22 protein-coding genes, 2 tRNA genes, 1 rRNA gene and 1 pseudogene are annotated in these 25,293 nt (G+C 44.4%); 8 read left to right on the forward strand and 18 right to left on the reverse strand.

The window, feature by feature from the left end; genetic code table 11:
* Nucleotides 1–365 precede the first annotated feature (365 nt).
* A tRNA-Trp gene (locus tag FWF39_RS07495) sits at nucleotides 366–540 on the forward strand.
* Nucleotides 541–748: 208 nt separating this feature from the next.
* Here FWF39_RS07495 and FWF39_RS07500 read toward each other — a convergent pair.
* The 6 genes from FWF39_RS07500 to FWF39_RS07525 form a co-directional block, all read right to left on the reverse strand.
* The gene (locus tag FWF39_RS07500) at nucleotides 749–1,774 is read right to left on the reverse strand and encodes a DUF362 domain-containing protein (RefSeq protein WP_343382821.1); all 1,026 of its coding nucleotides are present in this window, start codon (nucleotides 1,772–1,774) and stop codon (nucleotides 749–751) included.
* A 169-nt stretch (nucleotides 1,775–1,943) separates the two neighbouring features.
* A complete protein-coding gene (locus FWF39_RS07505; protein ID WP_343382822.1) occupies nucleotides 1,944–3,026 on the reverse strand; it encodes a radical SAM protein in 1,083 nt (360 codons plus the stop codon).
* A gap of 158 nt (nucleotides 3,027–3,184) precedes the next feature.
* On the reverse strand, nucleotides 3,185–4,105 hold the full coding sequence (locus FWF39_RS07510) for a hypothetical protein (RefSeq protein ID WP_343382823.1): 921 nt from the start codon (nucleotides 4,103–4,105) through the stop codon (nucleotides 3,185–3,187).
* A 483-nt stretch (nucleotides 4,106–4,588) separates the two neighbouring features.
* Entirely contained in the window at nucleotides 4,589–6,493 is a 1,905-nt protein-coding gene (gene dnaK / locus FWF39_RS07515; RefSeq protein WP_343382824.1) for a molecular chaperone DnaK, read from the reverse strand.
* Nucleotides 6,494–6,518: 25 nt separating this feature from the next.
* Nucleotides 6,519–7,043, reverse strand: coding sequence for a nucleotide exchange factor GrpE (locus tag FWF39_RS07520; RefSeq protein ID WP_343382825.1), 525 nt, complete (start codon nucleotides 7,041–7,043; stop codon nucleotides 6,519–6,521).
* A 21-nt stretch (nucleotides 7,044–7,064) separates the two neighbouring features.
* Nucleotides 7,065–7,472, reverse strand: a complete 408-nt coding sequence (locus FWF39_RS07525; RefSeq protein ID WP_343382826.1) for a hypothetical protein — start codon at nucleotides 7,470–7,472, stop codon at nucleotides 7,065–7,067.
* A 419-nt stretch (nucleotides 7,473–7,891) separates the two neighbouring features.
* Here FWF39_RS07525 and dnaJ point away from each other — a divergent pair, with 419 nt between their 5' ends.
* Entirely contained in the window at nucleotides 7,892–9,004 is a 1,113-nt protein-coding gene (gene dnaJ / locus FWF39_RS07530) for a molecular chaperone DnaJ (RefSeq protein WP_343382827.1), read from the forward strand.
* A gap of 419 nt (nucleotides 9,005–9,423) precedes the next feature.
* Here the strand turns inward: dnaJ and FWF39_RS07535 are convergent, their stop codons facing one another.
* On the reverse strand, nucleotides 9,424–9,912 hold the full coding sequence (locus tag FWF39_RS07535) for a flavin reductase family protein (protein ID WP_343382828.1): 489 nt from the start codon (nucleotides 9,910–9,912) through the stop codon (nucleotides 9,424–9,426).
* 227 nt (nucleotides 9,913–10,139) lie between these two features.
* Between FWF39_RS07535 and rrf the strand changes: the two genes are divergently transcribed.
* From rrf to FWF39_RS07550, 3 genes are all read left to right on the forward strand, one after another.
* Nucleotides 10,140–10,259, forward strand: a 5S ribosomal RNA gene (rrf, locus tag FWF39_RS07540).
* Between the two features lie 130 nt (nucleotides 10,260–10,389).
* Complete coding sequence (locus FWF39_RS07545; protein ID WP_343382842.1) at nucleotides 10,390–11,451, forward strand: DUF1512 domain-containing protein; 1,062 nt, start codon at nucleotides 10,390–10,392, stop codon at nucleotides 11,449–11,451.
* Nucleotides 11,452–11,462: 11 nt separating this feature from the next.
* Nucleotides 11,463–11,897 carry a hypothetical protein gene (locus FWF39_RS07550; protein WP_343382829.1) on the forward strand — a complete coding sequence of 145 codons (435 nt, stop codon included), beginning with the start codon at nucleotides 11,463–11,465 and terminating at the stop codon, nucleotides 11,895–11,897.
* Between the two features lie 4 nt (nucleotides 11,898–11,901).
* Here the strand turns inward: FWF39_RS07550 and map are convergent, their stop codons facing one another.
* A complete protein-coding gene (gene map / locus FWF39_RS07555) occupies nucleotides 11,902–12,804 on the reverse strand; it encodes a type II methionyl aminopeptidase (RefSeq protein WP_343382830.1) in 903 nt (300 codons plus the stop codon).
* A 313-nt stretch (nucleotides 12,805–13,117) separates the two neighbouring features.
* On the opposite strand from map, the gene FWF39_RS07560 reads away from it, so the two are divergent.
* The 3 genes from FWF39_RS07560 to pyrB all read left to right on the forward strand — a co-directional run bounded on the left by FWF39_RS07560 (nucleotide 13,118) and on the right by pyrB (nucleotide 15,722).
* Nucleotides 13,118–13,336: a hypothetical protein gene (locus FWF39_RS07560; RefSeq protein WP_343382831.1), complete on the forward strand. Its 219-nt coding sequence runs from the start codon at nucleotides 13,118–13,120 to the stop codon at nucleotides 13,334–13,336.
* 93 nt (nucleotides 13,337–13,429) lie between these two features.
* A complete protein-coding gene (locus tag FWF39_RS07565; protein ID WP_343382832.1) occupies nucleotides 13,430–13,927 on the forward strand; it encodes a hypothetical protein in 498 nt (165 codons plus the stop codon).
* Nucleotides 13,928–14,801: 874 nt separating this feature from the next.
* Entirely contained in the window at nucleotides 14,802–15,722 is a 921-nt protein-coding gene (gene pyrB / locus FWF39_RS07570) for an aspartate carbamoyltransferase (protein WP_343382833.1), read from the forward strand.
* 2 nt (nucleotides 15,723–15,724) lie between these two features.
* On the opposite strand, the gene nrdD is transcribed toward pyrB, so the two are convergent.
* The 10 genes and pseudogenes from nrdD to FWF39_RS07620 all read right to left on the reverse strand — a co-directional run.
* On the reverse strand, nucleotides 15,725–17,938 hold the full coding sequence (gene nrdD / locus FWF39_RS07575; protein ID WP_343382834.1) for an anaerobic ribonucleoside-triphosphate reductase: 2,214 nt from the start codon (nucleotides 17,936–17,938) through the stop codon (nucleotides 15,725–15,727).
* Nucleotides 17,939–18,169: 231 nt separating this feature from the next.
* A complete protein-coding gene (locus FWF39_RS07580) occupies nucleotides 18,170–20,119 on the reverse strand; it encodes an agmatine deiminase family protein (protein WP_343382835.1) in 1,950 nt (649 codons plus the stop codon).
* A 140-nt stretch (nucleotides 20,120–20,259) separates the two neighbouring features.
* Nucleotides 20,260–21,279, reverse strand: a complete 1,020-nt coding sequence (locus tag FWF39_RS07585; protein ID WP_343382836.1) for a radical SAM protein — start codon at nucleotides 21,277–21,279, stop codon at nucleotides 20,260–20,262.
* Between the two features lie 11 nt (nucleotides 21,280–21,290).
* Entirely contained in the window at nucleotides 21,291–22,439 is a 1,149-nt protein-coding gene (locus FWF39_RS07590; protein WP_343382837.1) for a radical SAM protein, read from the reverse strand.
* Nucleotides 22,439–22,906: an Lrp/AsnC family transcriptional regulator gene (locus tag FWF39_RS07595; RefSeq protein WP_343382838.1), complete on the reverse strand. Its 468-nt coding sequence runs from the start codon at nucleotides 22,904–22,906 to the stop codon at nucleotides 22,439–22,441. Before FWF39_RS07595 ends, FWF39_RS07590 begins: the two co-directional genes overlap by 1 nt.
* 8 nt (nucleotides 22,907–22,914) lie before the next feature.
* Nucleotides 22,915–23,238 (reverse strand): hypothetical protein, encoded by a 324-nt coding sequence (locus FWF39_RS07600; protein ID WP_343382839.1) that lies wholly within the window; start codon nucleotides 23,236–23,238, stop codon nucleotides 22,915–22,917.
* 326 nt (nucleotides 23,239–23,564) lie between these two features.
* Entirely contained in the window at nucleotides 23,565–24,026 is a 462-nt protein-coding gene (locus FWF39_RS07605) for an Lrp/AsnC family transcriptional regulator (protein WP_343382840.1), read from the reverse strand.
* Nucleotides 24,027–24,106: 80 nt separating this feature from the next.
* Nucleotides 24,107–24,193: transfer RNA gene (locus tag FWF39_RS07610), tRNA-Ser, on the reverse strand.
* 186 nt (nucleotides 24,194–24,379) lie between these two features.
* Nucleotides 24,380–25,081, reverse strand: coding sequence for a fibrillarin-like rRNA/tRNA 2'-O-methyltransferase (locus FWF39_RS07615; protein ID WP_343382841.1), 702 nt, complete (start codon nucleotides 25,079–25,081; stop codon nucleotides 24,380–24,382).
* Nucleotides 25,065–25,293, reverse strand: a pseudogene (locus FWF39_RS07620) (pseudouridylate synthase); the annotation flags it as partial. The gene FWF39_RS07615 and the pseudogene FWF39_RS07620, both read right to left, overlap by 17 nt.

A 25,293-nucleotide genomic window follows, 5' to 3' on the forward strand; every position in this document is an offset into this window, starting at 1 on the left:
AAACCCGCCCTTGGCGACTTTTTCAGACAAACATTTTTTGCAATGCACCATACGAACTAACCTTGTTTGGCGATATATGTACAGCATCACATAAAATTATCTATAAGTGAACACTCTCGAAAAGAATTATTCGTGAAATCAACATTTCAACCAATTCCCTTAAATCAACTCTTTTTTAACGTTCCACAAAAATCAAACCTAACCGAGAATAGGAACACCCTACGTTTCACTCAGGTCACTCGAACACTTTTCTCTTTTTTGTAATTTTTAGAGCAATATTCAATAAAAATCATATTAAGTAGCGCTTAAGTAGCGTAAATATTTTTATTGATGCCCGCTCACTTTATGGTTCAGCTAGACGCGGTGGGGTCGTAGTCTAGACAGGTATGACGATGGGCTCCAGAAGCAAACACACACGGGTTTGCTGACTCCGCAAGGAGAATGACGAATCTCTGGAGCGGTCATAGAGAAACCCGTAGAGAATCGATTAGCGCGATTCTTGGGCAAAGGTCGTCGGTTCAAATCCGGCCGGCCCCACCAAACTTAAAATTATCAAACAAGTTCCTATTGCCCTTAGAACAACAAATACAACCACATAATCAATCATTAAACCTGCATCTCACGGATTATTCCAGAAAATATTTCCAATTCACTAACCACACAAGAGGAAACAGATTACATAATTTCCTAAAGCAAGTTCATTTTTTGATAAAGAAAAATAAAAGAAAAAAGGTGCAACAAGTAACTGTCAGTTGAGGCACTCTATTTTAGGCTTAACCTCGCCAGCTATACCCAGCGCGATAGCTTCCTGCACCTGCACCATACAATCCACCTCAGAGGCTTGATTGAAAATCTTATAATTCACTGCGTTTAGAAATGCGGCATCTATAGAGACAGGTGAATCCGACGCGAATATACCCACATCATGAAATATGTCTGGACCGGGGTTTGGCAGACAGTCACAACCCTCGGCGATATCTTTGGCAAAGTTTATGTAGGAAACTTTTTTGGGCTTAAACGTTGAAAGAACTCCATAAGCAGCCGAGGCAAGGGCTTTACACAGATTGCCTTTATTTAGGTAGTGAATAGCCTGTGTTGGGCAAGCCGCGATGCATACAGGACAACGCATGCAGTCTTTGGAGGTGTTGTGTGCTTTGCCCTCTATGATGTCTGGGAGATGAAAAGCGCAAACATCTATGCATTTGCGGCAACCTATGCATTTTGAAGTATCTATTTCGAGTCCGATGGCGCGATGTTGGCGGAGTTTACCTATGCGGGGTGTACAACCCATACCGAGGTTTTTGATGGAACCACCAAAACCACTTAGTTCATGGCCTTTGCAGTGGCTGACAACTATCATTGCATCGGCTTGGACTATGGCACCTGAGACCTCGATTTCATCTAGAATACCTTTGGTTTTAATGAGGGTAAAGTTTTCACTTTTTAAACCATCAGCGACGATAAAGGGTGCGAGGTTGAAACCGTTTATCAATGCAGTTTGCATGTGATCAACGGCATTGTGACGTTGTGCTATGTAGTAGGTGTTTGAGTCTGTGAGGAAGGGTTTACCACCGCGTTCTTTTATTCTGCGGGTAATTTCATGGATAAAGCAGGGCTGGACATAGTTGGGGTTTCCCAGTTCACCCACGTGTAGTTTAACGGCAACTAAGTCGCCTTCTTCAATACAGTCAAATGTTGCAGCCTCGTCGTAGAGGCGGTTTGCTTGCTCAAACAAGTTACGGCTCTTATCCCAAGGCAAAAGATGAACGGTCATGTTTATTCCTCAGTGGCTTGATAGGTTAGCAGTCAAAAACAGTATAAAAGCAGTGTGATTAAGAGCCTAAGAAGTAACGGTTTAGATACAGCGCGTGTTTGACAGTTCAGAGAACATTAGTCAGCATACATCAAAAGTTTTCAGGGTTAGTTTCGTTGGTAGAGAAGCGTTAGGGGGTTGTTTGTGTTGGTTTGTTTCGAAGCGCGGGTGGTATATAGCCGCATCTTGGGTCTGAGCCTAAAAGGTCTCCGGTGTAGAACAGTGCGGCTGAGCGGCATCCTCCACAGAGGTCTTTGTAGTCACAAACGCCGCATTTGCCCTTGATGTTGGTTTTGTCTTTGGCTTTGCTGAAGAAATCACTGTTTTGCATGTCCTCCCAGATTTGTTTTAAGCTGGTGTTTTTGATGTTTCCGGTGCGGTAGGCATCGTTGTAGCTACAGGGAATGATGTCACCGTTTTCGGCAATGCTCATAAATCGGCCAAAGAAGCATCGGCCCAAAAAGAAGCTGTTGTACCATTTCTCAAAGTCGGGCAGACCGCGTTGTTTGGCGATTCTTGCGTAGAAGGGGATGTAGACGTTTATGCTGGGTTTATCTTGGTATTGTTGGGTTAGGTCATAGAGTTTGTTGCATGCCCATTCGTACTGCGCTGGAGTGGGGTCGGCTTTGAGGCAGTCTGGGCTGTTGCTGTAGGGGATCATGCCATGGAAGACAACCCAGCGGGCACCGAATTTGTTGGCAAGGTCTAATACATGGGTCATATCTGCTTCGTTAACGTTTGTGATGTTGCCTCTATTGGCAAAGGTGTAAACCAGCACGTTGAGTAGCCCTTCATGCTGGAACCGTTCTATGGCTTTAGCGGCGGCTTTGTAGGCGCCTTCACCGCGTATGACATCGTTGGTTTGGGGTCCGCCATCTATGCTTATCGATATTTTTGTTTTGTTTTTGATGATTTTTTGGATAATTTCTTCGGTGAGGAGACGTCCGTCGGTTATTATACTGGTGTTTAGGCCCTTGGTTGTTGCGTAGTCAAGCACTTCAAAGAGGTCTTCTCGCAAAAATGGTTCGCCCCCGGTGATACCAAAGAAGCTGGCACTGAACTCGCTGACTTTGTCAACTATATGAAATGCAGTTTTTGTATCGACTTCATCTTTAGCGGCAGGTTTACCTGCTGAAACACAGTGAGCACAACTACTGTTACAGGCAAATGTGCAACGCCAAGGAACGATAAGTAAAGGACCAGCGTTTGTCAAATCTATGTCTCCTCTTTGTTGTGTATTGGTTTAACACTGTATTTAACAGTTAACACCATCAAAGTTCCTATTAGATGTCAGTCTTGTTCTAATTTATCAGTTAGCTGTCAGGAGTTGAGTGAGTAGAACACAAAAATGTACAGTTAAGTATGTGCTGATCAATTTAGGCAGAGTAATATGGTTTGAATGTTATGTGGAACTGAGGAGCTGGGTGAATGCATTGATTGTTTTGCAACTCTTCTTTGGGAAAGCACTAATGCAACCACTAATACGACAATTATGGTTGTTAGGAGGATTATAGTTGTCTGTTCCCAGCTAAGATCGAACAAGCTATCTGACGGAGTATCTGGTTGATCAATGGGAGTTGTGGAATTTTGAGAGGCCCCAATGGCAGTAGTTGATGAAGGGGGTGGTGTGTTTGTTGCAGTCGGCTCCGCACTAAGAGTTATTGTTTGTATGTTGCTCCAACCGCTTGATTCGCCAAAGAAAGTATACGTGTAGTATGGTCCGCCAGGGACCGGCAAGTAATCTCTTGCACTGGTGTAGTATCCTATTAGGGCTTCTACACGAAAATCAAGTTGGCCACTGTCAGGGAGATTTATGTTGAAGCTATACTGTGATTCGGATTTTATTTCGTTGCCTTCTTCAAAAAGGCGTATATCTGAACCGAACGCTGTAATGGTATAGTCGCCTTTTGATGCTGTTAATGGAATTTGACTATACATTCTAGGATAATATGCCCAATCGTCGCTATAGTGTGGTTTTACGCTAATGTTGTAGCACAAAGCAACATAGTTATTATCGGAGGTTTTATAAGGTGAGAACGGCTGATTTTTTATCGTAACTTCTATGGATTTATTTTTTACATGGTAACCTGGATAGTTAATTATAGTTTCTCCTGTGTAGGGGTTTGTTGTGTATGTTGGGTCAACATCATAGGGATGGGATACAAATTTTAAACTGAATTGTGGAACAGACGGCTTAGACGCGGCTTGCACCACATCTATACAAGCGATACCTGCAAAAACCAATGTACAGGCTAATAGGGAAAATATGAATACGTTAAATATTTTTTTCATACCATACCCCCATAAGAACAGTGTTCTAAATGGATATGTAGTTTACTCCAGCACAATAAGCAAACACAATTGGCAGTAGTTAACTCTAGGGGATTGTTCAGCTTTTGGTCATGCATTGCCTATCACAAATAGTTATTGATGTTGGTTTGATTTAATGCCAAGTACAAGAACAAAGTATTCAGTTGTTAGACAGCCAGGTAAACACTGTATCTTCGAGCACTAACCAAGTTGCTTTTATCCTTGAAAATTGTAAGGCTTTTTGAAATTACAATACAATTGTAGCAAGTTTAGAAACCGTTGTATTTCTGAGTGCCTTTTAACCAATAAAGCTTAGAATGAATTCTGAAAAATATACCAACCGATGCAACAGTTTAGGGTTCGGTGGTATTTTTTCAGAGATAGCTGGTTGATTAATTAGTTGCTTGCTAAGTCAGATCATTAATTAAAAAGAGGTAAAATAAAAAAAGAAAGGTATATTTTTTGCTACTTTACTTTGTAGTCCTCTGCGTCGACCACATGCTCGCCTGAGGGGCCCTGTTCGGGTCCGCTGGATGGGGATGGTTGAGGCCCTGCACCGGGTTGGGATCCTGTTTGGGCTTGTTGTTGTTTGGCGGCTTCTGCGGCGGCTTGTTGATAGACTTTGGTTCCGATGTCTTGTAGTATTTTTTGGAGTTCGTCGGTTTTTGCTTTTGCTTGGGTCATATCGTTGCTTGCTAGTGCGTTTTTGAGGTCTGTGACTGATGTGTCGATTTTGGTTGTTTCTTCGGGACTGATTTTTCCTGCTAGGTCGTTTTTGGTGCGTTCTGCTGTGTAGATGAGACTGTCGGCTGTGTTGCGTGTTTCGGCTTCTTCTTTCTTTTTACGGTCTTGGTCGGCGAATTGGTCGGCTTCGCGGATGAGACGTTCTTTTTCTTCTTTGGAGAGTTTGGTGGAGGCTGTGATGGTTATTTTTGATTGTTTGCCTGTGCCTATGTCTTTGGCGGTTACGTTTAGGATACCGTTTGCGTCTATGTCAAAGGTTACTTCTATTTGGGGGATGCCTCTGGGTGCGGGTGGTAGGTCTACGAGGTTGAATTGTCCCAATGAGACGTTGTCAACGGACATGGCGCGTTCGCCTTGGAGTACGTGGATGGTTACTGCGGTTTGGAAGTCTGCGGCGGTGCTAAAGACTTGGCTGCGTTTGGTGGGTATGGTGGTGTTTTTGTCGAGCACTTTGGTCATGACTCCGCCCATGGTTTCAACACCCAGTGACAGGGGTGTGACGTCGAGCAGGAGCAGGTCGGTGACTTCGCCTGTGACGACACCTGCTTGGATGGCTGCGCCGATGGCGACAGATTCCATGGGGTCGATGCCGCGTTCGGGTGCTTTGCCTAGGATTTGTTCTACGAATCGTTGGACAAGGGGCATACGGGTCATGCCGCCGATTAGGATGATTTTGTCTACTTGTTGGGGGGTGAGTTTGGCGTCTTCGAGTGCTTTTAGCAGGGTGGGTTTGGTTTTTTCTACGATGGGTTGGGCGAGTGATTCGAGTTTTGTTCTTGTTAGGGTGAGGTGGAGGTGTTTGGGTCCTGAGGCGTCTGAGGTGATAAAGGGGAGGTCGATGTCTGTGCTCATTAGGGTGGATAGTTCGATTTTGGCTTTTTCTGCGGCGTCTTTTAGTCGGGACATAGCCATGCGGTCGTTTGCGATGTTTGCGCCTGTTTGGCGTTTGAATTCTTCTAGGATGTAGTCCATGATTGCTTTGTCGACATCGGTTCCGCCGAGTTGGGTGTCGCCGCTTGTGCTTAGGACTTGGAAGACTCCTTTGCCAAAGTCCATAAGGGTTACGTCGTGGGTTCCGCCGCCGAAGCTAAAGACGAGGATTTTCATTTCGTGTTCGAGTTTGTCGATGCCATATGCGAGGCATGCGGCGGTGGGTTCGTTTATGATACGCATGACTTCAAAGCCGGCGATTTCGCCTGCGTCTTTGGTTGCTTGGCGTTGGTTGTCATCAAAGTGGGCGGGTACGGTGATTACTGCTTTGTTGACGGTACCGCCTAGGTAGGTTTCAGCGTCTTTTTTGTTTTTCTGCAACACAAAGGCTGATATTTGTTGGGGGGTGTATTCTTTTCCATAGATGTTGGCTTTGTAGTTGCTGCCCATTTTGCGTTTGATTTCAAATAGGGTGCCTTCGGGGTTGGTTGTTGCTTGGCGTTTTGCGGGTTCACCTACTAAGAGTTGGCCGTCTTTTGTGAAGGCGACTACTGAGGGGAACATTTTGCCGGCCATTGTTGGGCCTTCAGCGCTTGGGATGACTGTTGCGTGTCCGCCCTCGTAGATGGCTGCGGCTGAGTTGGTTGTTCCTAGGTCGATACCTAGGACTTTTTGAGTATTTTTTTGGGTGCTCATATTTTTTTCTCCTATTATTTTTTTGTTATTTTGGTTTTGTTACTTTTACGATGCTGGGTCGCAGCACTTTATCTTTGATTTTGTAACCTTTTCGGATTTCTTCGAGGATGAGGCATGCTTCTGCGTCTTCGCGTTCTTCTACTGCGATGGCGTTGTGACATGCGGGGTCAAAAACTGTGCCTTGTGTGCACGGTATTTGTGCGACCCCTTCTTGTTCGAGGACTTTTCTGAGTTTTTTTTGGGTCATCTCGACTCCATCGACCAGAGCTGTTTGTTGATCTTGTGTGGTCTTAGCGGCTTTAACTGCTAAGTCTAATTCGTCGAGGACATCGAGGAGTTCGGTGATTATGCGTTCGGTGCAGTATTTTTTTATACTCTCCGCTTCGCGTTCGAAGCGTTTTTTTTGGTTTTCAAAGTCGGCTTGGAGATAGTGTAGTTTGTTGAGGTATTCTTGGCTTCGTTGTTTTTCTGTTTCTAAGAGTTTTTGGAGGTCTTTTTCGTTGTCTTTTGTTGTTTGTGGTTGTTTCTTTTTTTCTTTGTTTTCTGTCATGGTTTAACCTCTAGTTTGGTGTTATGTGACGTATTTTTGTGTTTTTCCAGTGTCAGATTCGGTTTGTTGGGGAGGCAAGGCGGGGGATTGTTCTTTTTGTGGCAACTGTTGTTGTTCGGCTATGTGGGCTTGTTCGATGAGTTTTTTGAATATGATTTCGGTTACTTGGTCGCCGACGGCGTCTTCTTTTAGTTCGTTGTTAAAGGCGTATTTTTTGAATGTTTCAACTATATCGTTTTTGTCGATGATGACGTTGGGGTTTGTGATTTCGGTCCAGGCGGCTGTCATGACTTTGTGTCCGAGTTCAAGGAAGATGTTGACCATGGTTGTGTAGTCGATGTCTAGGGGGGCATCTCCTGTTAGGAACCGGCCTTTTGTTAGCAGGATTTTTTTGTCGTTTTCGGGGGTTATGGTTATGCTTCTGCGCATTTTGATTCACCGAGCGAATGTGCACATATGCACCATTTCACCAACTGCACATCTGCACAGTCAATCATATAAACATTATCACCAAAAAACAACAACAAACAACAACAAATACCCCTCCAAACCCCAAAACCCACACACAACCACAAACAAACCACAATAACCAACACCAAGCAAACAACAAAACAACCCCCAACAATCACCACCACGTCAACTACAAATAAACACAAAAAAACAACCCAAACAAACAAAAACAAACAACCATAAATCAATTCAAAAACCTTCCAAACCCCATTTTAATTAAACACACCAAACCCCAGATAATCAAACCCAAAAAAATACCACTCACAAAAGGAAGAACTTAAATCCAAGTCCAAACCATTCTATGAAAGTCAAAAAAAACACACTCACGGTAAGGTTGCATGCCAGAAAAAAGAGATTACTATGAGGTTCTAGGCGTTCAAAAAAGCGCACCCAAAGATGAAATTAAAAACGCTTACAGAAAACTCGCCCTCCAATACCACCCAGATAGAAACAAAGAAGCAGGAGCGGAGGATAAATTCAAAGAAATCAGCGAAGCATACGCAGTTCTCTCAGACGACCAAAAACGAACGCAATACGACAACCTCGGCCATGCAGGCTTTGACCAAAGATACACCTCAGAAGACATCTTCCGGGGCGCAGATTTTGACACCATATTTCGCGACATGGGCTTTGGCGATTTTTTCCGCACAATTTTTGGCGGAGGATTTAGCAACGGATATGACGGACGCCGCCGAGGCCAAGACCTCGCATTTGACCTAGAAATCACCTTAGAAGAAGCCGCAAAAGGCACTGAGCGTGAAGTTGAAATTCCAAGAACCGAACAATGCGACGTCTGCAACGGCTCAGGTGCACGACCCGGCACACAGGTTAAAACCTGTCCGCAATGCAACGGATCAGGCAGAGTTCAAAACATGCACAAAGTAGGGTTTGCCACCTACATGCAAGTCACAGCTTGTCCCACATGCAAAGGCAGAGGTAAACTCATCGAAACACCCTGCAACAGCTGCCACGGTTCAGGTTTGATGCGTAAACGCCGAAAAATCACCGTTAAAATTCCACCAGGCATAGACGAAGGCTTCCAACTACGCCTCCGAGGCGAGGGTGAAATGACCACCAGCGGTGGCGAATCTGGAGACCTCTATGTCATCGTTCATCTCAAACAACATCCACAGTTTGTCCGGGAAGGCGACGACCTCTGGCACATAACTATGATCTCATATCCACAAGCCGCACTGGGCGCAGAAATTTCTGTGCCCACCCTTGATGGCCCCACAACAATTAAGATCCATGCAGGAATACAAGTCGGAGAGGTTATAACACTGCGAGGAAAAGGGATGCCAAGGTTCCGCGGCTATGGTCGAGGAGACTTGTTGGTACGAGTTGGCATTGCAGTCCCTCAAAAACTCACAGCTAACCAAAAGGCACTGCTCGAGCAACTGGCAAAGGAATTTGGCACCGACACAAACAAAGGACGCAAATTTCGACTCTAATTAAGCAACACATAACAACCCGCCACATCAACAGAGCCCTTAACTATTTGCTAGTTAAGGCACCCCTTTGTTTAGTCCTTTGCATCTGCAAACTAATTGCAGTCAACATCATCACAGCAACGACCAAAGCATCACATCAATTATTTTTTAGAAAAATTAAAGGGTTAAGTTAATACGCTGAGACACATATGAAATCGTAGATAATGATGTCAGAAGCAAAAAACAAAGGTCAAGATGCTGATGCTGCAAAAGAGGTCAAGCTACCTTGTGGGTGCATCTATCAAGACAAGAGTTGGATGCTGACGCGGGTTAACGAATGTGAATATCATCACCGCAGAAGAGTTACAAAACGTCCCTATAGACCTAAAGCCGAATGTGTCAGACCATAAAAAAGAAAAAGTGTGAATAGAGAGGATTTGTTAGGCTTTGTAGATTTTGGGATCTAGTACAGTAAAATTGTTTCCGCCGCCATGATAGAGTAAGTGAGCTTTTTTGAGGTCATAGCCACTTTCATTAAAGACACCCATATCCGCGTAGGCTTCGACGATTTTGCCTATGAATAGGGTGTGGTCACCTGTTGTGAATTGGCCGTCGACTTCGCATTCGAGATGGGCGATGCATTCGCGGATTGCGGGAGCTTTTATTTTTTTGCTGGGCAGAGGGGTGAGATTGGTTTTTTTGAATTTATCAAAACTTCTCCCCGTTAGTGATCCGCAGGCATATACTGCTTGGAGGGTTTCTAGGGTGGGTATGTTTACGGTGAATTCGCCGGATTCCTCTATGAGTGTGTGGGAGTGGCGGGTGGGTGCTATGCTGATGGCTAGGAGCGGCGGGTTTGCGGAGGTGGGCATTGCCCAGGCGAGTGTGATTATGTTGGGTTTATTTGTGTTTCCGGTGCATGAGACCAAGACGGTATGCATGGGGTGGAGTAGACGGGTACATAATGAGAGATTTATCGGGTTTTTTGCAGATATGTAAATCACCTATGAGGGTATTGGTGTTGGTGTGGGCTTATTTCTTTTTTGTTATGGGTGAGGTGTTTGTTAGTTTTCTAGGCGTGATTTGGGGTTTTTTTGCTAAAAAATTCTGTAAAAATAAAAAAACTTATAAGAGAGTCTGTTACAGTAGAAGTAGGTCTGCCGGTCATAGGGCACGGGTTCCACCTGATCCCATACCGAACTCAGAAGTTAAACCGCGTTCCGTTCCCAACTGTAGTGTGGTCTTAGGCCACGTGAACTTGGGAAAGCTGGCAACCTTTTTATTAACTCTTTCTCGAATTTAGCATAGCTTTATAACCCAGGTAGAATATTTTTTGGAGAAGTGGTGTATATAACGTGAGCTTAATTCCAGGAAGCGACTCTACTATATTTCAAGTGTTCAATTTAGTGCTGTATGTATTTTTTATAGGATTCATTTTCTATGGTCAAAAACTTCAGATGTATATAATGATCAGAGAAGTCGAAAATTCACTCCATAAACTCCGAATTACAAAAGATGAAGGTAGAAAGATTGCTCTCGATACAATAAATGAAATCGGTAAACCGACAACAGACCCCTCAGCACGAGTTGACCGTTGCCTGGATTATTTCACCATCGGCCCACAGGGCATGGATCCCCAAGGCATAGTCTACAAACTCGACCACATTCTAGATGTAAGAGACGACCGACTAAAAGAAGAAGTCAGACTCTTAGCACCTCAAGTAATAAACGACGAAGTACAAATCAACAACCTCGAAAACACACTCGAAGCAGCCATGGCACTAAACTACATCTACAAAGTCGTTCGACACTACTACATCCAAGGCAGAAAAACCATGAGCCTCTATGTAATCATGCAACTCCAAATGATCCTGCCCATGGTTATGAAAGAAGCCGAAGCATACGCAAGCGCACTCAAAGCATTCGCGTATGGTCAACCCATAGGAGACAGCATCGGACCCCTTATTGCATCTAAGCTCATGTACGGCCAGGAAGTCCGCAAAGTGCCCAAAGACTGCGTAGTCGCAACCGTTCCCTTTGAAGGCCGCACCGCACTGGTACTAAAAGCCGAAGGCCCCGGAGGAAACGTTGGCAAGCCAGGTGATGCCATCGAAGCAGTCATCGAAGAACAACAAGGCAAACTCGCTTGTCTCATCATGATTGATGCAGGACTCAAACTAGAAGGTGAAATGGTCGGTGAAGTCTCCGAAGGCATCGGTTCAGCCATAGGCGGACCGGGCGTAGATGCATTCAAAATAGAAGAAAAAATAACCAAGTACAAAATCCGTAACTATGCCATCATCGTCAAAGAAGACATTGGCGATGCAGTATCACCCATGCGCAAAGAAATTAACGACGCCGCAGACAAAGTCATAGAACGCGTCAGAGATATGGTAAAAGAACGCACCAAAGAAGGCGACACAGTCTTAATCGTCGGTGTCGGAAACTCCATCGGAGTAGGACAATAGAGGGAAACAACATGACAAGCCAAACTCAAACCAAAACTACAAACAATAAAATCTCTAGCTACCTGATGCTTATAATCCTCATCGTGGTAGCTCTGGCGGTAGTGGCGTTGTTCTTAGCGGTTCAAACCTTCATCGAAGGAGGCTCAGACAACCAATTAGCCGCCATCATGCTGGCAGGAATAGGGTTAATTGCCTTAGCCATCGCAGGGTTTCTAATCCACCAATCAAGAAAACAAGCCGCAGAAGTGAAACTTGAAATCCCCAAAGTCATGACGATCATCGAATGCCAAAATAAAGGATGCAACAACAAAACTATCCGCGAATTCCAACGCGGCGACTATGTCTTCAAAGAACTTGATGTAACCTGCCCCAAATGCAACGGCAGACAGATGATAACAGCCGCCTATAAAGAAATCAGAGAAAAAGAAAAAACCTATGCCGTATAAGTGGCTAGGTTAAAACTTCACACCCATCCTCTTTTATTAACATTGTATGTTCAGCTTGAGCGACAGGTTTTCGGCTTGCTTCAATAAATACAGGGTAGGCCATAATCGATTTAGATGAAAGTAATTCTTTGAATGCTACTTTAGAGGTTTCTTTGGGAAGGACACCCGTTATCCAACGTTCGGCAAAGGGTAAAGTGTGAAAATTACTTTCGATATACTTGACTAGTTTTTTGGCAGAGTCAGTTTTTAGGGATTTAGCTTTAAGAAAACGGTAAATCGTATACTGAGGATAATCATCCACCCTGGCGATGGCATCAGGCAAAGTTACGAAAGGTTCAACCGCATAAACCTCGCCTGTGTGAACCTTGTTGGGATTATAGCCAGATACACTGGGAATTGATGTGCCAGCATGAATGAGATATCGGCCAACACTATGACCGGTTAGATTGCTGATGGGTTTAAACCCTCGGTTTTTAATTGTGGTCTCGGCTAAACTGCCGATTTTGCTCAGTTCCATACCCCCATGGATATTGTCTGTGATTGTTTTGAGTGCAAGCTCCGCAGCAACAATCATGCTTCGTCCCTCAGGACTAAACGCAACAGTAAAAGCAGTGTCAGTTACATAGCCATCAATCTGCACACCTATGTCCACTTTGACAGTTGAACCCTCCGGAATGGTGGCTGTTTCTCCGGGTGGGGCAGTGTAGTGTGCTGCAACTTCATTTATGCTCACGTTAACTGGAAAAGCGGGTTTACCGCCTTTATTACGGATAAGGGCCTCAGTTTTTTCACAAACTTCGAGAAGGGGGATGTTTTCTTTGATCTGTCCTCTCATTTCTTCGCGTGTTTCCCTTAGAATGCGCCCGGAGAGGCGGAATTTTTCAAGTTCTTCTTTATCGTAGGGCATGGCGGTTCACTGCTTATAAAGTGGGATGCAGATGACACTTAAATGCATAGTTGCGCACTAAGGCACTAAGAAGCGTGGCAACAGATTTGTTGAGTGAACGCATTCACTGATAATGGAAATAAGGCAAGTGTTTCTGGAGAAATATCGATTTTTAAGGTTCGCATAAGAGGGATGGAATGTTGAGCTACATGATTTTATGAATTAATAAGTATTAATTGATAAACATAGTTGCAGCACCAAATACATAAAGATATAATTATTATTCCTAAATGAGATATACGTTAAATCGCTACCACAAAAGGCCGCACCTAACATGGGTAAAAACATAGGTCCACGGTTATGCTCAGATACAAACATGGGCACCAACATCATATACGATAACGGAAACTGGCTAACATCAGAAAACGGCGTTTATAGAACCATACTACAAGACAACGGCAGATTCTTTGTTTATGCAGGCAAAGGAACAGAAATAGAAATGGTTCTCAAGCAAACCAACAGAAGAACACACCCACTGCATTTGTCTCCATGACAATGGCGAACTATGTATCTACCCCAGTCACCCCGAACGCGGCAAAGAAATATGGATTTCAAAAAGTAGCCAAATAAAAAAAGCAGACAGATATTGGCTCCACCTCCACAACGATGGAAACCTATGCATCTATACCCCAATTCATCTGAACCCGGCAAACAAATCTGGGAATCAGGAGGCAACACCAGCCCCATAGAAAAAATCACCAACACAACAAATATAGAATACCACCTTGCACAAGCAAAAATAAAACGGACCAACATCACCCTATTAGAACGCACACTAAAAAACGACACAGACAACACCATAGAATACCTAATAGAATACGACAAAAACCTAACAATCGCACACAGATGGACCAGAAAAGACGATGTAAAAACCGCATTCACATCAACCTACAAAACCGGCATCCCCAAAGTCCTCGATGACGGACGTATAGACATCGTAGGACACTACGACTATATGGAAGACATAACATTTACCGAAGGCCTACGCCTAAAAGACACTGTCAAAGTACCCGTAAAGCCACACACCGAAGTACACGTTACAATGATCATAAGACACCAAACTCAAAGTTCCATACACATTTAAAGGCAAAGCAAAACTCAAATCAGGACACACCGTCGACAACTATACAGCACAAGCAGAGTTCTTAGACAACAATGTCCACAGTCCCAGAATGGCATGTAAAGAAACAAACCTTGTAAACGAAACAACACTATACTGCCCCACAAACAGCGTTTCCATTAACGACTAAAACAGACAAATTATCACACAAGCAACCTACAAACACCCCATTAACAGCTAAAAAGCTGTTTCAAGTAGTGGAGTGATTTGGGTATACCATGTTTGCAGTTAATGAAATGGTGGATTATGGGGACTCAGGGTCTACTCCACCGGCCAAAACAACTTTATTAGGCATCTATCTGGGGAACGATCACAACGTTACCGCGCTAAACACATTGACACTTGCAGAAGGAGCATATCACGGATTTTTACGCGCCAAAAGTAAATCTTTTAACATACCGCACTAGGATTGAATAGCGGGATGAAGGCCATTTTACTTGTCTAATAATTGGACAGTTTGTTCGTACACTTAGCATTAAATCAAATCACACCATTAGTGTTTGTAGAAGGGGAAAGTGGAGTATAGCACAGATACACAATCTGTGCTATACTTTCATTGGAGCAGCTGGTTAGGCGTTTCTTCCCTTCCCCTTCCCTTTCACGCCTACCCAGCTGACTTAACCCTTCATCTACAACAACAAACAATAAGCAACAAAAAGCGATGTACTGCACCTTTTTGCTGTCTCGATTTTTGGCACATATTGCAAATATTCACATTGATTCATACATAAATATTCAATTATAACAAGTTTTTATGAAATTAACTAAATAAACGCCAACATTAAATGTATAGTTAATGTTATTTAGCTGTTTTAGGCTTTCTTGTTTGGTGGCTCATTTGGAGTTCAAGGGCAGAGATATAAGCTCAATTGAAGATTTCAGTCAACAGGAAATCAACCATATCCTTGATGTTAGTAAATCCATGGAGCCTCTGGCTAGAGTTGGCTCAAATATTCTCAGAGGCAAGATTTTAGCGACACTGTTCTTTGAGCCTAGTACGCGCACAAGGCTGAGTTTTGAGACGGCTATGCTAAAACTTGGTGGCAACTATATCGGTTTTGCCGAACCGGATCTTTCATCTACACGGAAAGGTGAAAACCTTGTCGATACAATACGTACTGTTGAAAATTATGCTGATGTAATTGTACTTAGGCACCGCTTGGAGGGTTCAGCAAAACTGGCCGCAGAGTTTAGTAAAGTTCCCATTATCAATGCAGGTACAGGTGCAGAGGAACATCCTACGCAGGCACTCATTGATCTCTACACTATACGTAAGGAGAAGGGACGAATTGATGGACTAAAGATTGCAATTGTTGGAGATCTACGTTATGGCCGAACGGTGCATTCACTGGCTTATGCATTGGCACTCTACAATGTTGAACTCTATTTGGTCTCGCCTGAGATGTTGTGCATGCGTAAAGACATGCTGATAACCATTAAAGATAAAATTCCTGTCACCGAAGAGACCAATATAGAAAAGATAATTTCTCAAATTGATGTCCTCTATGTGACACGTATCCAAAAAGAACGCTTCCCCGATGCCGCTGAATACGCCAAAGTCAAAGGTGCATATCGTATAGACCTAAAAACGCTTGCCAATGCCAAAGAGGACCTAATAATACTCCATCCCCTGCCGCGGGTGGATGAAATTGCACCCGAAGTTGATGCGACCCCGCAGGCACGCTATTTTGAGCAAGTCTGGAATGGAATTGTTGTTCGAATGGGGTTACTCTCACTGGTTTTGGGCACAAACCCATAAACTCAGGTCGATATGAAACGGTCAAAGGTTGTAAGGGTACTTGTGGAGTTACATACGGGACATTTATGGAGTGTTCGGTAATAGGTTTTTTTACAGTTACCACAGAAACTAAGGGTACGATTGTAGGTAAAGAAGGCACTAGTTTGAGTATCAATTACACCTTTGGTTAAATCAAGAAGATCGGATGCTTGAAATTCAGCATCTTCTAATTCATATAGGTCAAGACTGCCACCGCCGCTCAATCCCCGAAGTAACTGTGTTGACTCTAGGGTATCCACAGGGGCAGATAGTGTCTGAGCGGCTTTTATGGGAATGCGATTAAGGGATGAATAATAGGGGTTGTCTCGTGTTCCAGAGAATTTGACTTTTGCAACACCGAAGCGCTCAACATCGAGTTGAGCTAGACGCTCGGCAGCTTTATGGTTGCCTATCAATACTGGGTAGAGGCGTCGACCATATTTTTTGGTCAGTTTTTGCTTAAACGCTAAAGTAGAGTCTATGATTTCTTTGGCAAAGGCTTGGCTCTCGGGTGTGTTGGGGCTTTTTTCGGTAACGGTTTCGATTGCTTCCCAGAAGCCTACAAGATTGATGAGACGGTTGCAGTTTTCTAGGCGGAAATAATTGTCGCCTTCTGCTTTTTGTAGCAAAAAGGGCAGGTTGCTTTTGCCGAATTGTTTTAGAGCATTATTTTTGATCGTTAAGGCTCGGGCGGCTAATTCGAAGCGTTCGCGCAAAAGTTCCATAAATGTATTGGCGTCTTTTTTGGATTCTATAGCGATTCGGGGTAGATTAATTGCGACTAAGCCCAAGCAACCTGTGCGCAGGGTGTCGGTTTCCCAGTCTCCGGTTAAGTCTGTGGTGAATTTTACGCCCGATGAGGTAAAGGCGGCGTTTTGGTTTTCTTTTTGGGAAGTGTTGGCAAAGTATATCAAGCCGTTTTTGGCGACTAATTCGTGGGCTTTTTGGATGAGGGGTAGGTTTTCGTTGTTAAAGGTGTTAGTGTTGAGTTTTATGATGAGTTGGGGGTTTAGGAGGGGTTTTTGGGCGCTTTCTTCTAAGAATATATCAAGCAGAAGCGATGCAATCAGGCGGCTCTCGGTTTGATAGTTGTGGTATTTGCCTGTTTGTTTACCATCTGCGCCTATGGCGTCTTTTTCTATCATTTGGCAGGTTGTGGATAATTCTAGTTCTAATGTGGCATTGATGTGTTGATTGAGGTTTAAGATGAATAGACGCAGGGTTTCTTTGAGTTGGGGTTCTTCGATGCCGCGGACAAATGGTGCAAGGGTGAGGTTAAAGTTGTTATATGTCTGGGTAGCGTTGGTTTCTTTTTGGGCATGCAACATAACATTAAAGGCGGTGTATAGGGCGGCTTTAAAGTCGCTTGGGGGCTGCATGGGAGCTTGTTTTGGGTCGTCGAGTTTGATGCCATGTCGATAGAAGTAGCGGAGGTCATGGATAACTTCATTTGGTTTGAGCACCCAGGTGCCCAATCCATCAATGTGAATAGCGCCTGAGAGGTGGGCATCGGCGATGTCGCGGGGAAAGATGTTTAGCAGAGTGTATTCGCCTATCACGGTTTGTCCGGCTGTGCTTATAGCAACAGCGCAGTCAGAGGCGACATCGCGGGATTCAATGAGCATTGTAACTTCGTGAATGGGCATGCCGACGCGGGTGAGTTTGTGACGGTAATCTTCATAGCCTTTCTCAACAAGAATACCGTTAACTACTTCGCGGATAAGTGAAGCTGTGAGGTACTTTGTTTTTGATTTGATGAGCCGCTTCTCGGCTTCTTTAGCGGCTTTTTGAGCCAGCTCTGGGGGGACTTTGGCTTCTTTTATGAGTGAATTGGCAATTTTGTTAGCATCAAACTCTTCAACTGTTAGATGCGAAGTGCGAACCAACATACCGCGGGGTTTTACTGCTTTTTTCTCCACCCGATCTGCGACATCAAGCACCATCTTGCCCAAATCAGTTAGATAATATTTTTTGGCTTCCACATCAGCCTCCACCAACCCGGCTTTGAGTAGGAATTTGAGATGGTAGGCAAATCGGCCTGCGTCTCGACTGGGATTCATCTTGAGTTGATTCATAAGCTCGCTGTAAGAAAGCGCGGTACTATCAAAGAGTAAATTGAGAATTTGCAACCTAAGCGGTGACGAAACTGCTTTGAGCACCTTAACGCCCCGCATACGATTTGGCTGCTGATTAACCATACCCTTCCCTTATACCCAAGTAATGTTTCACCTATAATCCGCTGGAACGTTTAAACCTAACGAAAAAAAGCCAAACTGACAACAAATCAACACCTGATGCGTAGGGATAATTTCATTTTTGTGGAGGAAATTTGCTGTAAACTGCTAAGAAAAGAGAAGACAACAGCGGTTAGGCGCTTGGAATTGTGTGTTGCTATTTGTTGTGCGGTATGTTTTGGGTTTGTTGAGAGATTATGGATTGTGGTTAGGATGATGGGAGGGTTGTTGTTGGCTGATGCAGTGGATGGTGCCAAAGCCATAGACTAGATCACCACAGAATATGCCTACCACTTTTCGTGTGGGGAATAGTTCTTGGAGGATTTCTATGGCTTTTTTGTCGTTTGTGTGGTTAAAGATGGGGACTAGCACTTTTGTGTTGCCGATGTAAAAGTTGGTGTAGCTTGCGGGCAGGCGGTAGTCTTCGTCGCTCATGAGTCGGGGCATGGGTAGTTTGATGATTTGGAGTTTTTTGCCGTCTTGGTCGAGTGCTTGGGAGAGAATTTCATAGTTTTCCTGCAATACTTCATAGTCTTCGTCGTTTGGGTCTTCGGTGTAGGCACAGACAATAGTTGTGGGGTTAACAAATCGTGCCAAGTCGTCGATGTGTCCATCGGTGTCATCGCCTAGGATGCCTCGTTTTAGCCAGATAAAGTTGTGTACCCCTAGGTATTCTGAGAGGTAGGTTTCGATGTTTTGTTTGTTAAGGGTGGGGTTACGGTTACTATTTAGCAGACATTGCTCAGATGTTAACAGAGTGCCTTTGCCGTTGACATCTATGGAGCCGCCTTCTAATACAATACCGGGTTTAAAGCAAGGCAAACCTAATTTTTTGTTAATCACATCGGGGATTTGTTTGTCTCGCAGAAGGGTTTCATATTTTTCACCCCAGCTGTTAAAGTCCCAATGAACCATCGCCAGTTCATGTTGGGGGTTGCAGACAAATATGGGACCGTAGTCGCGGAACCAAACATCGGCATAATCAGAAACATGGATATGCACCAAATCGAGGTTTATACCAGCTTGTTTAAACATCTCTGTAACTTTGCTTTTGGTAGATTCATCAATGACAAAGAGGTTGACTTCTTCGCTTGTGTGGATTTCTTTAACTATTTCAACGTAGGTTTGCTCAACCCGCTCGACCCGATCGGGAAAGGTTAGGGGATCATAGGGCCAAGATAGCCAAATTGCATCATGATGATCCCACTCAGCCGGCATCATAAACCCTTGAGCTTGGCAAGTTTTAGCGCCACATCGACCAGTTGAGGTTTGTACGTTTTCGATAAGCGGCTGGTAGGTGTCGGGGCGGCGGTTTTGCAGAAATCCCCAGCCTTCCTGGACCTTTTTGTTTTTAGCTAGATCAAGCTGTGTAACTATGATGTCTTCTCTATCTGTTGACGCTTCGGCAAGAATGGTTCCAAAGGAGTCACAGACAAAACTTCCGCCCCAGAACTCAAGTTCACCCTCTTCGCCAATACGGTTCACTGCAACTATGTGGACACCGTTTGTTATGGCATGGGCACGTTGTACGGTGCGCCAAGCGTCATGCCAATTCCCGTCATCTGAGGTGTGATCTTTTATATAACCAATAGCTGTGGGGTAAAAGATGATGTCAGCCCCGGCCAGTGTGTTAATACGTGCAGCTTCGGGGAACCATTGATCATAACAGATAAGCACGCCGATTTTTGCAAATGCCGTATCAAAGACTTTGTAGGGCGCTTTGCCTTGGGTAAAGTAGTCTTTTTCATAGAAGTAGGGGTCATGGGGTATGTGTATTTTACGATAAGTACCCAAGATTTGACCATCAACATCGATTACGACGGCAGTGTTGTAGAATTTTGCATCAGAGCCTTCCTCAAACAGAGGGGCAATAATTACGACGCCGTGTTTTTTTGCTAATTTACTAAAGGCCTCAGTAGAAGGTCCTGGGATGGTCTCAGCTAGGGGTACAGCATCCACGTGTTCTTTTTGGGGAAAATATCTTGTGCGGTAGAGTTCTTGCAGACAGATGATTTGGGCGCCCCTATGCGCGGCTTCCTCAATTTTTTGCATTATTTTTGTCATATTTTCCGCTATATCATCAGATACTGATGTTTGAATCAGCCCTATCGTAATTATTTTGCTATTTTTATGTGAGCCGCTCATGTTAGTGTCTATCCATCCTTGTCTGTAGATATTCAGCAAGACAATTCTATTAACGTTTTGAGAAACAAACAAGCGGAAATAAAGGACTTAAACAGCATTAAACGTGCCAAAAAAAGACAAATAAACAGCCAAAAAAAGGGTTAAAATTTAAAAATACAGTAAGGTTCTTCTTCGAAATAATCTTTTTTGGTTGAAAATGCTCTGGCCCGACAACCGCCACACACTCCACTGTAGGGGCATGTACCACATTTTCCCTTTAGCAACCGGTGGTTTCTTAGTTCTACAAATAGGGGGGATTGTTGGTAGATTTCTTGGAAGCTTTGTTGTCTAATTGAACCGGCGCACAAGGGGAGAAAGCCGCAGCCAAAAACATCACCTGTGTGGGAAATGAAACAAAAGCCGTTACCAGCCATACAGCCTCTTCCGCCTCTTACGGGTTTTTCTTTAGCTTGCTGAGCAACTATTCGGGTGTATTGAGGGGCGCAGGTCACTTTAACTGGAATGGGTGAGACCAGACTGAGTTGGTAGATTGTTTGCAGGGTTTCTTCGTATTGATGGGGGGTTATCTCCATGTCGATTTTTCCTCGACCGGTGGGTACGAGCATAAATGCGTCCCATTCCACCGCACCCTGCTCAACTGCTGTTTTGTGGATGGCAGTTATGGTTTGGTAGTTATGCTGAGTTATGGTTGTGTTAATTCTAAAGGGAACGCTGTGAGCTTTTGCCAGGGTGATGTTTTTTAAGACTAAGTCAAATGCGCCGGGTACATTTCGAAAGTTGTCGTGTATGGCGGTGGTTGCTCCATCGAGACTAAGTGAGATCATGCATATGCCGGCTTGTTTCATTTTTTCAAAAGTCTCATGGGACATGTCGCTACCGCTGGGGGACATAACTACGCGAAAACCAAGTTTAGATGCATATGTGGCAACCTCAAAAATGTCAGTTCGCTGCAGGGGATCGCCGCCGCTTATTATAAAAACGGGGGTGCAAATTGCAGCAATTTGGTCAACCATGTTGAGGGCTTCGTGTGTTGTGAGTTGGGTGGGGTCGGGGTGTTTTTGGGCTGTTGCTCGGCAGTGTGAACAGGCATAGTTGCATGCGCGGGTTGATTCCCACGCCACTACTTTGGGTGTGAGATCAGTGGAGTTTTTGGTTGCCATGTTTGGGTTGCCTACTTGACGGTTGTTTCTTCATCGGTGAGATAGCATGCAGGATCTGGCGCCCAGACATCGTCATAGACGGCCTCAGCTCTTACTCTGAGGTTGCCGTTGCAGATGTTGAGGAATTGGCATTGGGCGCATTTTCCTTTTAGATGAGAAGTGCGATTTCTGAGTGCTATGAGCAGGGGGTCTTGTGTTTCGGCCCAGAGGGTGCTGAATTTTTGTTCTCTGATGTTGCCTATGCTGTGGTGTTGCCAGAATTGGTCCGGATGTACATTTCCATTGAAGTCTACGCAGGCTATGCCTTTGCCGCTACTGTTGCCGCCGTTTATTTTTAGAAGGTTTAGTACTTCTTGGGCTTGTTGGGGGTTTTTTTGGTTGAGTTTTAGGTAGAGATATGCGGCATCAGTGTGATTATCCACGGTTAGGATTTCTGTGTTTTTTGCTTTTTGGCGGTTTGCTTCGACTTTTGAGAGAAGGTAGTCCATAAAGTCTCGTGTTTGTTTGGGGGTTAGGTCGTCGTTTACGATGGAGGTGCCTCTGCCGACATAGGCTAGGTGGTAGAAGCAGGCTCGGGGGATGTTTTCGGTTTCTATTAAATCAAAAATTTTATCGATATCCTGTATGTTATAGTTGGTGACTGTGAAGCGGAGTCCGGGTTTGAGGCCTGCTTGGAGACAGTTTCTTATACCGGTGATGGCTTGTTGGAAGGCTGTGGGGCTACCGCGGAATTTGTTGTTTGTTTCTTCTGCGCCGTCTAGGCTAACTCCAATGTAGGAGAAACCAGCGGTTTTGAGTTTTTGTGCTTTTTCGGGTGTGATTAGGGTGCCGTTTGTTGATAGAACGGTTCGTATGCCTAAATTTGAAGCATAGGTGGCGATTTCAAAGAGATCATGACGTAGCAGGGGTTCACCGCCTGAGAATAGCAACACTGGGACTTTGAAGCTGGCCAGGTCTTCTACAAAGGTTTTGGCTTCTTGTGTGGTCAGTTCGTTTTGGTAGGGTTTATCTTCGGATTTTGAGTAGCAGTGGACACAGCTTAGGTTGCATCGTCTAGTTGTGTTCCATACCACTATGGGTTTTTTATGGGTTGTTGGACCATATCGTATGTGATCCATAGATCCGGGAAGGTTGCACCAAAGTTTAGTAACGTTTAACATTAGGGGTTCTCCTTGGGTTTTGATAAGTGTTTGAGGTCTCGTGTACTGTAGAGCATCTTGTACTCTATATTCCACTTAGAGGAAAATTCATGGACCATTGTCTCGATTTCTGCGCGGGTTTGGGCGTGCAGTACTGTGTAGAGGTTATAGGTCCAGCTGGGGTTATCGGTTGTGCGTTCATAACAATGGGAAATTTCTTTGATTTCAGATAGCGCTTTGCCGATTTCTTGAACGCTTTGTTGGGGTACTTTCCAAGCTACTAGGGCATTGGCGGATATGCCGATGCTGTTGGGTTTTATCGAAGCTCCAAAGCGTCGGATTTCTTTGTTTGCTTTGAGTTGATTTAGTCGGCTTATGACTTCTTCGACGGGAATTTTTAATTCCAGAGCTATATCGTTGAAGGGTGAAGGGGATAGGGGTATACCTTTTTTGAGGCCTGCTAAGAGTTTTAAGTCAATTTCATCCATAAGCTTCCCTAGGTCTTAGTAGTTAATTGGAAAAGAACATTGATTTTGAAGAGTTGACGAGTGGGTAGATTTAGGACATCTTGTTTGGGTACATCTATTTTTTGGCGAATCTGTTCAAGGGTTTGATTTAGTTCTTGATCGTTTTGTGCTGTGAGGGTGAACCATATGTTGTATTCGTTGTCACGTTGATAGTTGTGTGAGACGTTGTCGTGTTGGTTTATGATTTGGGCCACTTCGTCGACTCGGGTGGTATCCACACGCAGGGCCACTAGGGTGCTTGCGTTTAGGCCGATTTTGGCTGAATCAAAAATTGGTCCGATTCTTAGCACCACTCGGTTTTCTTTGAGGCGGGTTATGCGTGTAGTGACTTCTTGCTCAGGGATGCTTAGGCGACGACCGATTTCTTTCCATGGCTGAGTAACTATGGGGAAGTCGTCTTGGAGTATTTGGAGGATTTGTTTGTCGATTTCGTCAAGGGTTATTTTTAGCGGTTGTGTTTGAGGAGTGTTTGTTTTTTGATTTTGCAGATGGTATCACCTGAGCGGCTTTATAGGTTGATCGATTTCTACGATTAACTACACAGTAGCAATTGCTTATCGTATATACCTTACTGAAAAAGTAGAATGGTTCCATTAAGTTGCGGATTCCGCAACGATTCTCAGAGGTTTAATGAAACAAACGGATCAAACTTTAAAAATTGTGTCGTAATAGAAACACGCGCATCCTTAACACCCACAATAGCTTTTGCACGCTTAACCAAATCATTGAGATGCTCCAAATCCCGAGCCACAACCACAGAAACCACATCATACTCACCAGTACACTGGAACAAATACATCGTCTCAACAAACTCTACTATCGTTTTACATACACCATCAAGATGCGCAGGATCGATCTTTAACAATATAGCCCCGCTAACTCTTCGGCCCACCTTATTTGGATCAAGCATTATAGTAAATTTGGCAATAACTCCCTCACTTACTAGACGCTTAACCCTAAAGCGAACCGTGGCTTCTGCAACATCAAGCTCACGACTCAAATCAGCAAAAGAAACTCGACTGTTAGCCTGCAATAAACGAAGTAAGCATATATCTAAATCATCCAAACCCATGGAACCCATCCAAGTACCCGCTCAATATCTATAACAAAAACCCTTATGAAAATATTGCCTTTATACAATAACAGATAGTCAGTATAGAATGGCGCGGGATGTGGGATTCGAACCCACGCGGCCTTTCGACCACAGACTTAGCAGGCCTGCCCCATACCAGGCTTGGGGAATCCCGCACACTGCCTGATTTAACACTTGGTTATTCTGCTTGAATACCCAAGTAGCCAGTCTTAGCCATCTGAGTGTAAAGTAATTTAATTAAAGCTTTCTCATTTAAACAACCACACCACTTCTTGCACCGATATGGACTGCAAACTTTTCGATGACCCACACCAAAAAGATTCAAAGGACCCCAACTGAGCTCAATTCTGATTTTGTGCCACAATCATTGCGTGAGCTTTATCGTAGGGTTCCAAGTCGATAATTTCTTTGACATTATAACCACGTTTGCACAGAACACGGGCTTCTTGTTTATAGACATCCTGAGGTGACATAGTGACATCGATGCTCTGGGACTTACAGGCAAGCATAACCCAGCCTTGAGGTTTGAGGAAATAATCGGCATTGTCCGCTAAGAGTTTTGCCTGTTCGGGTTGAGCAACATCACAGTAGACGACATCAACTTTACCGCTGATAAACATGGCATAGCGCTCAGGCATACGAGCATCATCAAGTATGGGTGAGATGTTTGCACGGAAAGCCGCTACATTGTTAACTAAATCACGCAGGCTACGCTGGGCAAATTCAATACAGTAAACATGACCAGATTCGCCAACGATATCACTAACATGACTAGGGGTAGTCCCTGAAGCAGCACCCAAATAAAGCACCTTTGAACCCGATACGATAGGTACAGTTTGCAACCCTTTTATAATGGCTCCAGCGAGTTTACTTCGGAAAGCATCCCAAACCCGGTATTCCACCCGTCTAACTTTGATAAGGCGTTCCCCGTAGACGTCTAAGCCGGGCGTGAGATTTTTTGTGCCCAGCCGCTTAGCGCCGTCTTCGAGGAGGATTTGATAGATTTCAGGAAATTTATCGTTGGGCTTAACTCTGACTCCCACGTTTGTCTCTCCACTGTTTGCGTCTGCGGTTGTCGCCTTTGGGTGAACCTTCACGATTAGGTTTATTTTGGGACGAAGAACGTTCACCGCCCTCACGACGAGGACGATCCTGGGACGATTGACGCTCACCACCACCACCATCACGAGAGGACTCACGACGCTGGAAACGAGGCGCACCCTCTCTGCGACCACCACTACCACCCTCACGACGA

Origin of the sequence: Candidatus Bathycorpusculum sp., from assembly GCF_009778815.1 — an archaeon.
Lineage (GTDB): Archaea > Thermoproteota > Bathyarchaeia > Bathyarchaeales > Bathycorpusculaceae > Bathycorpusculum > Bathycorpusculum hydrogenotrophicum.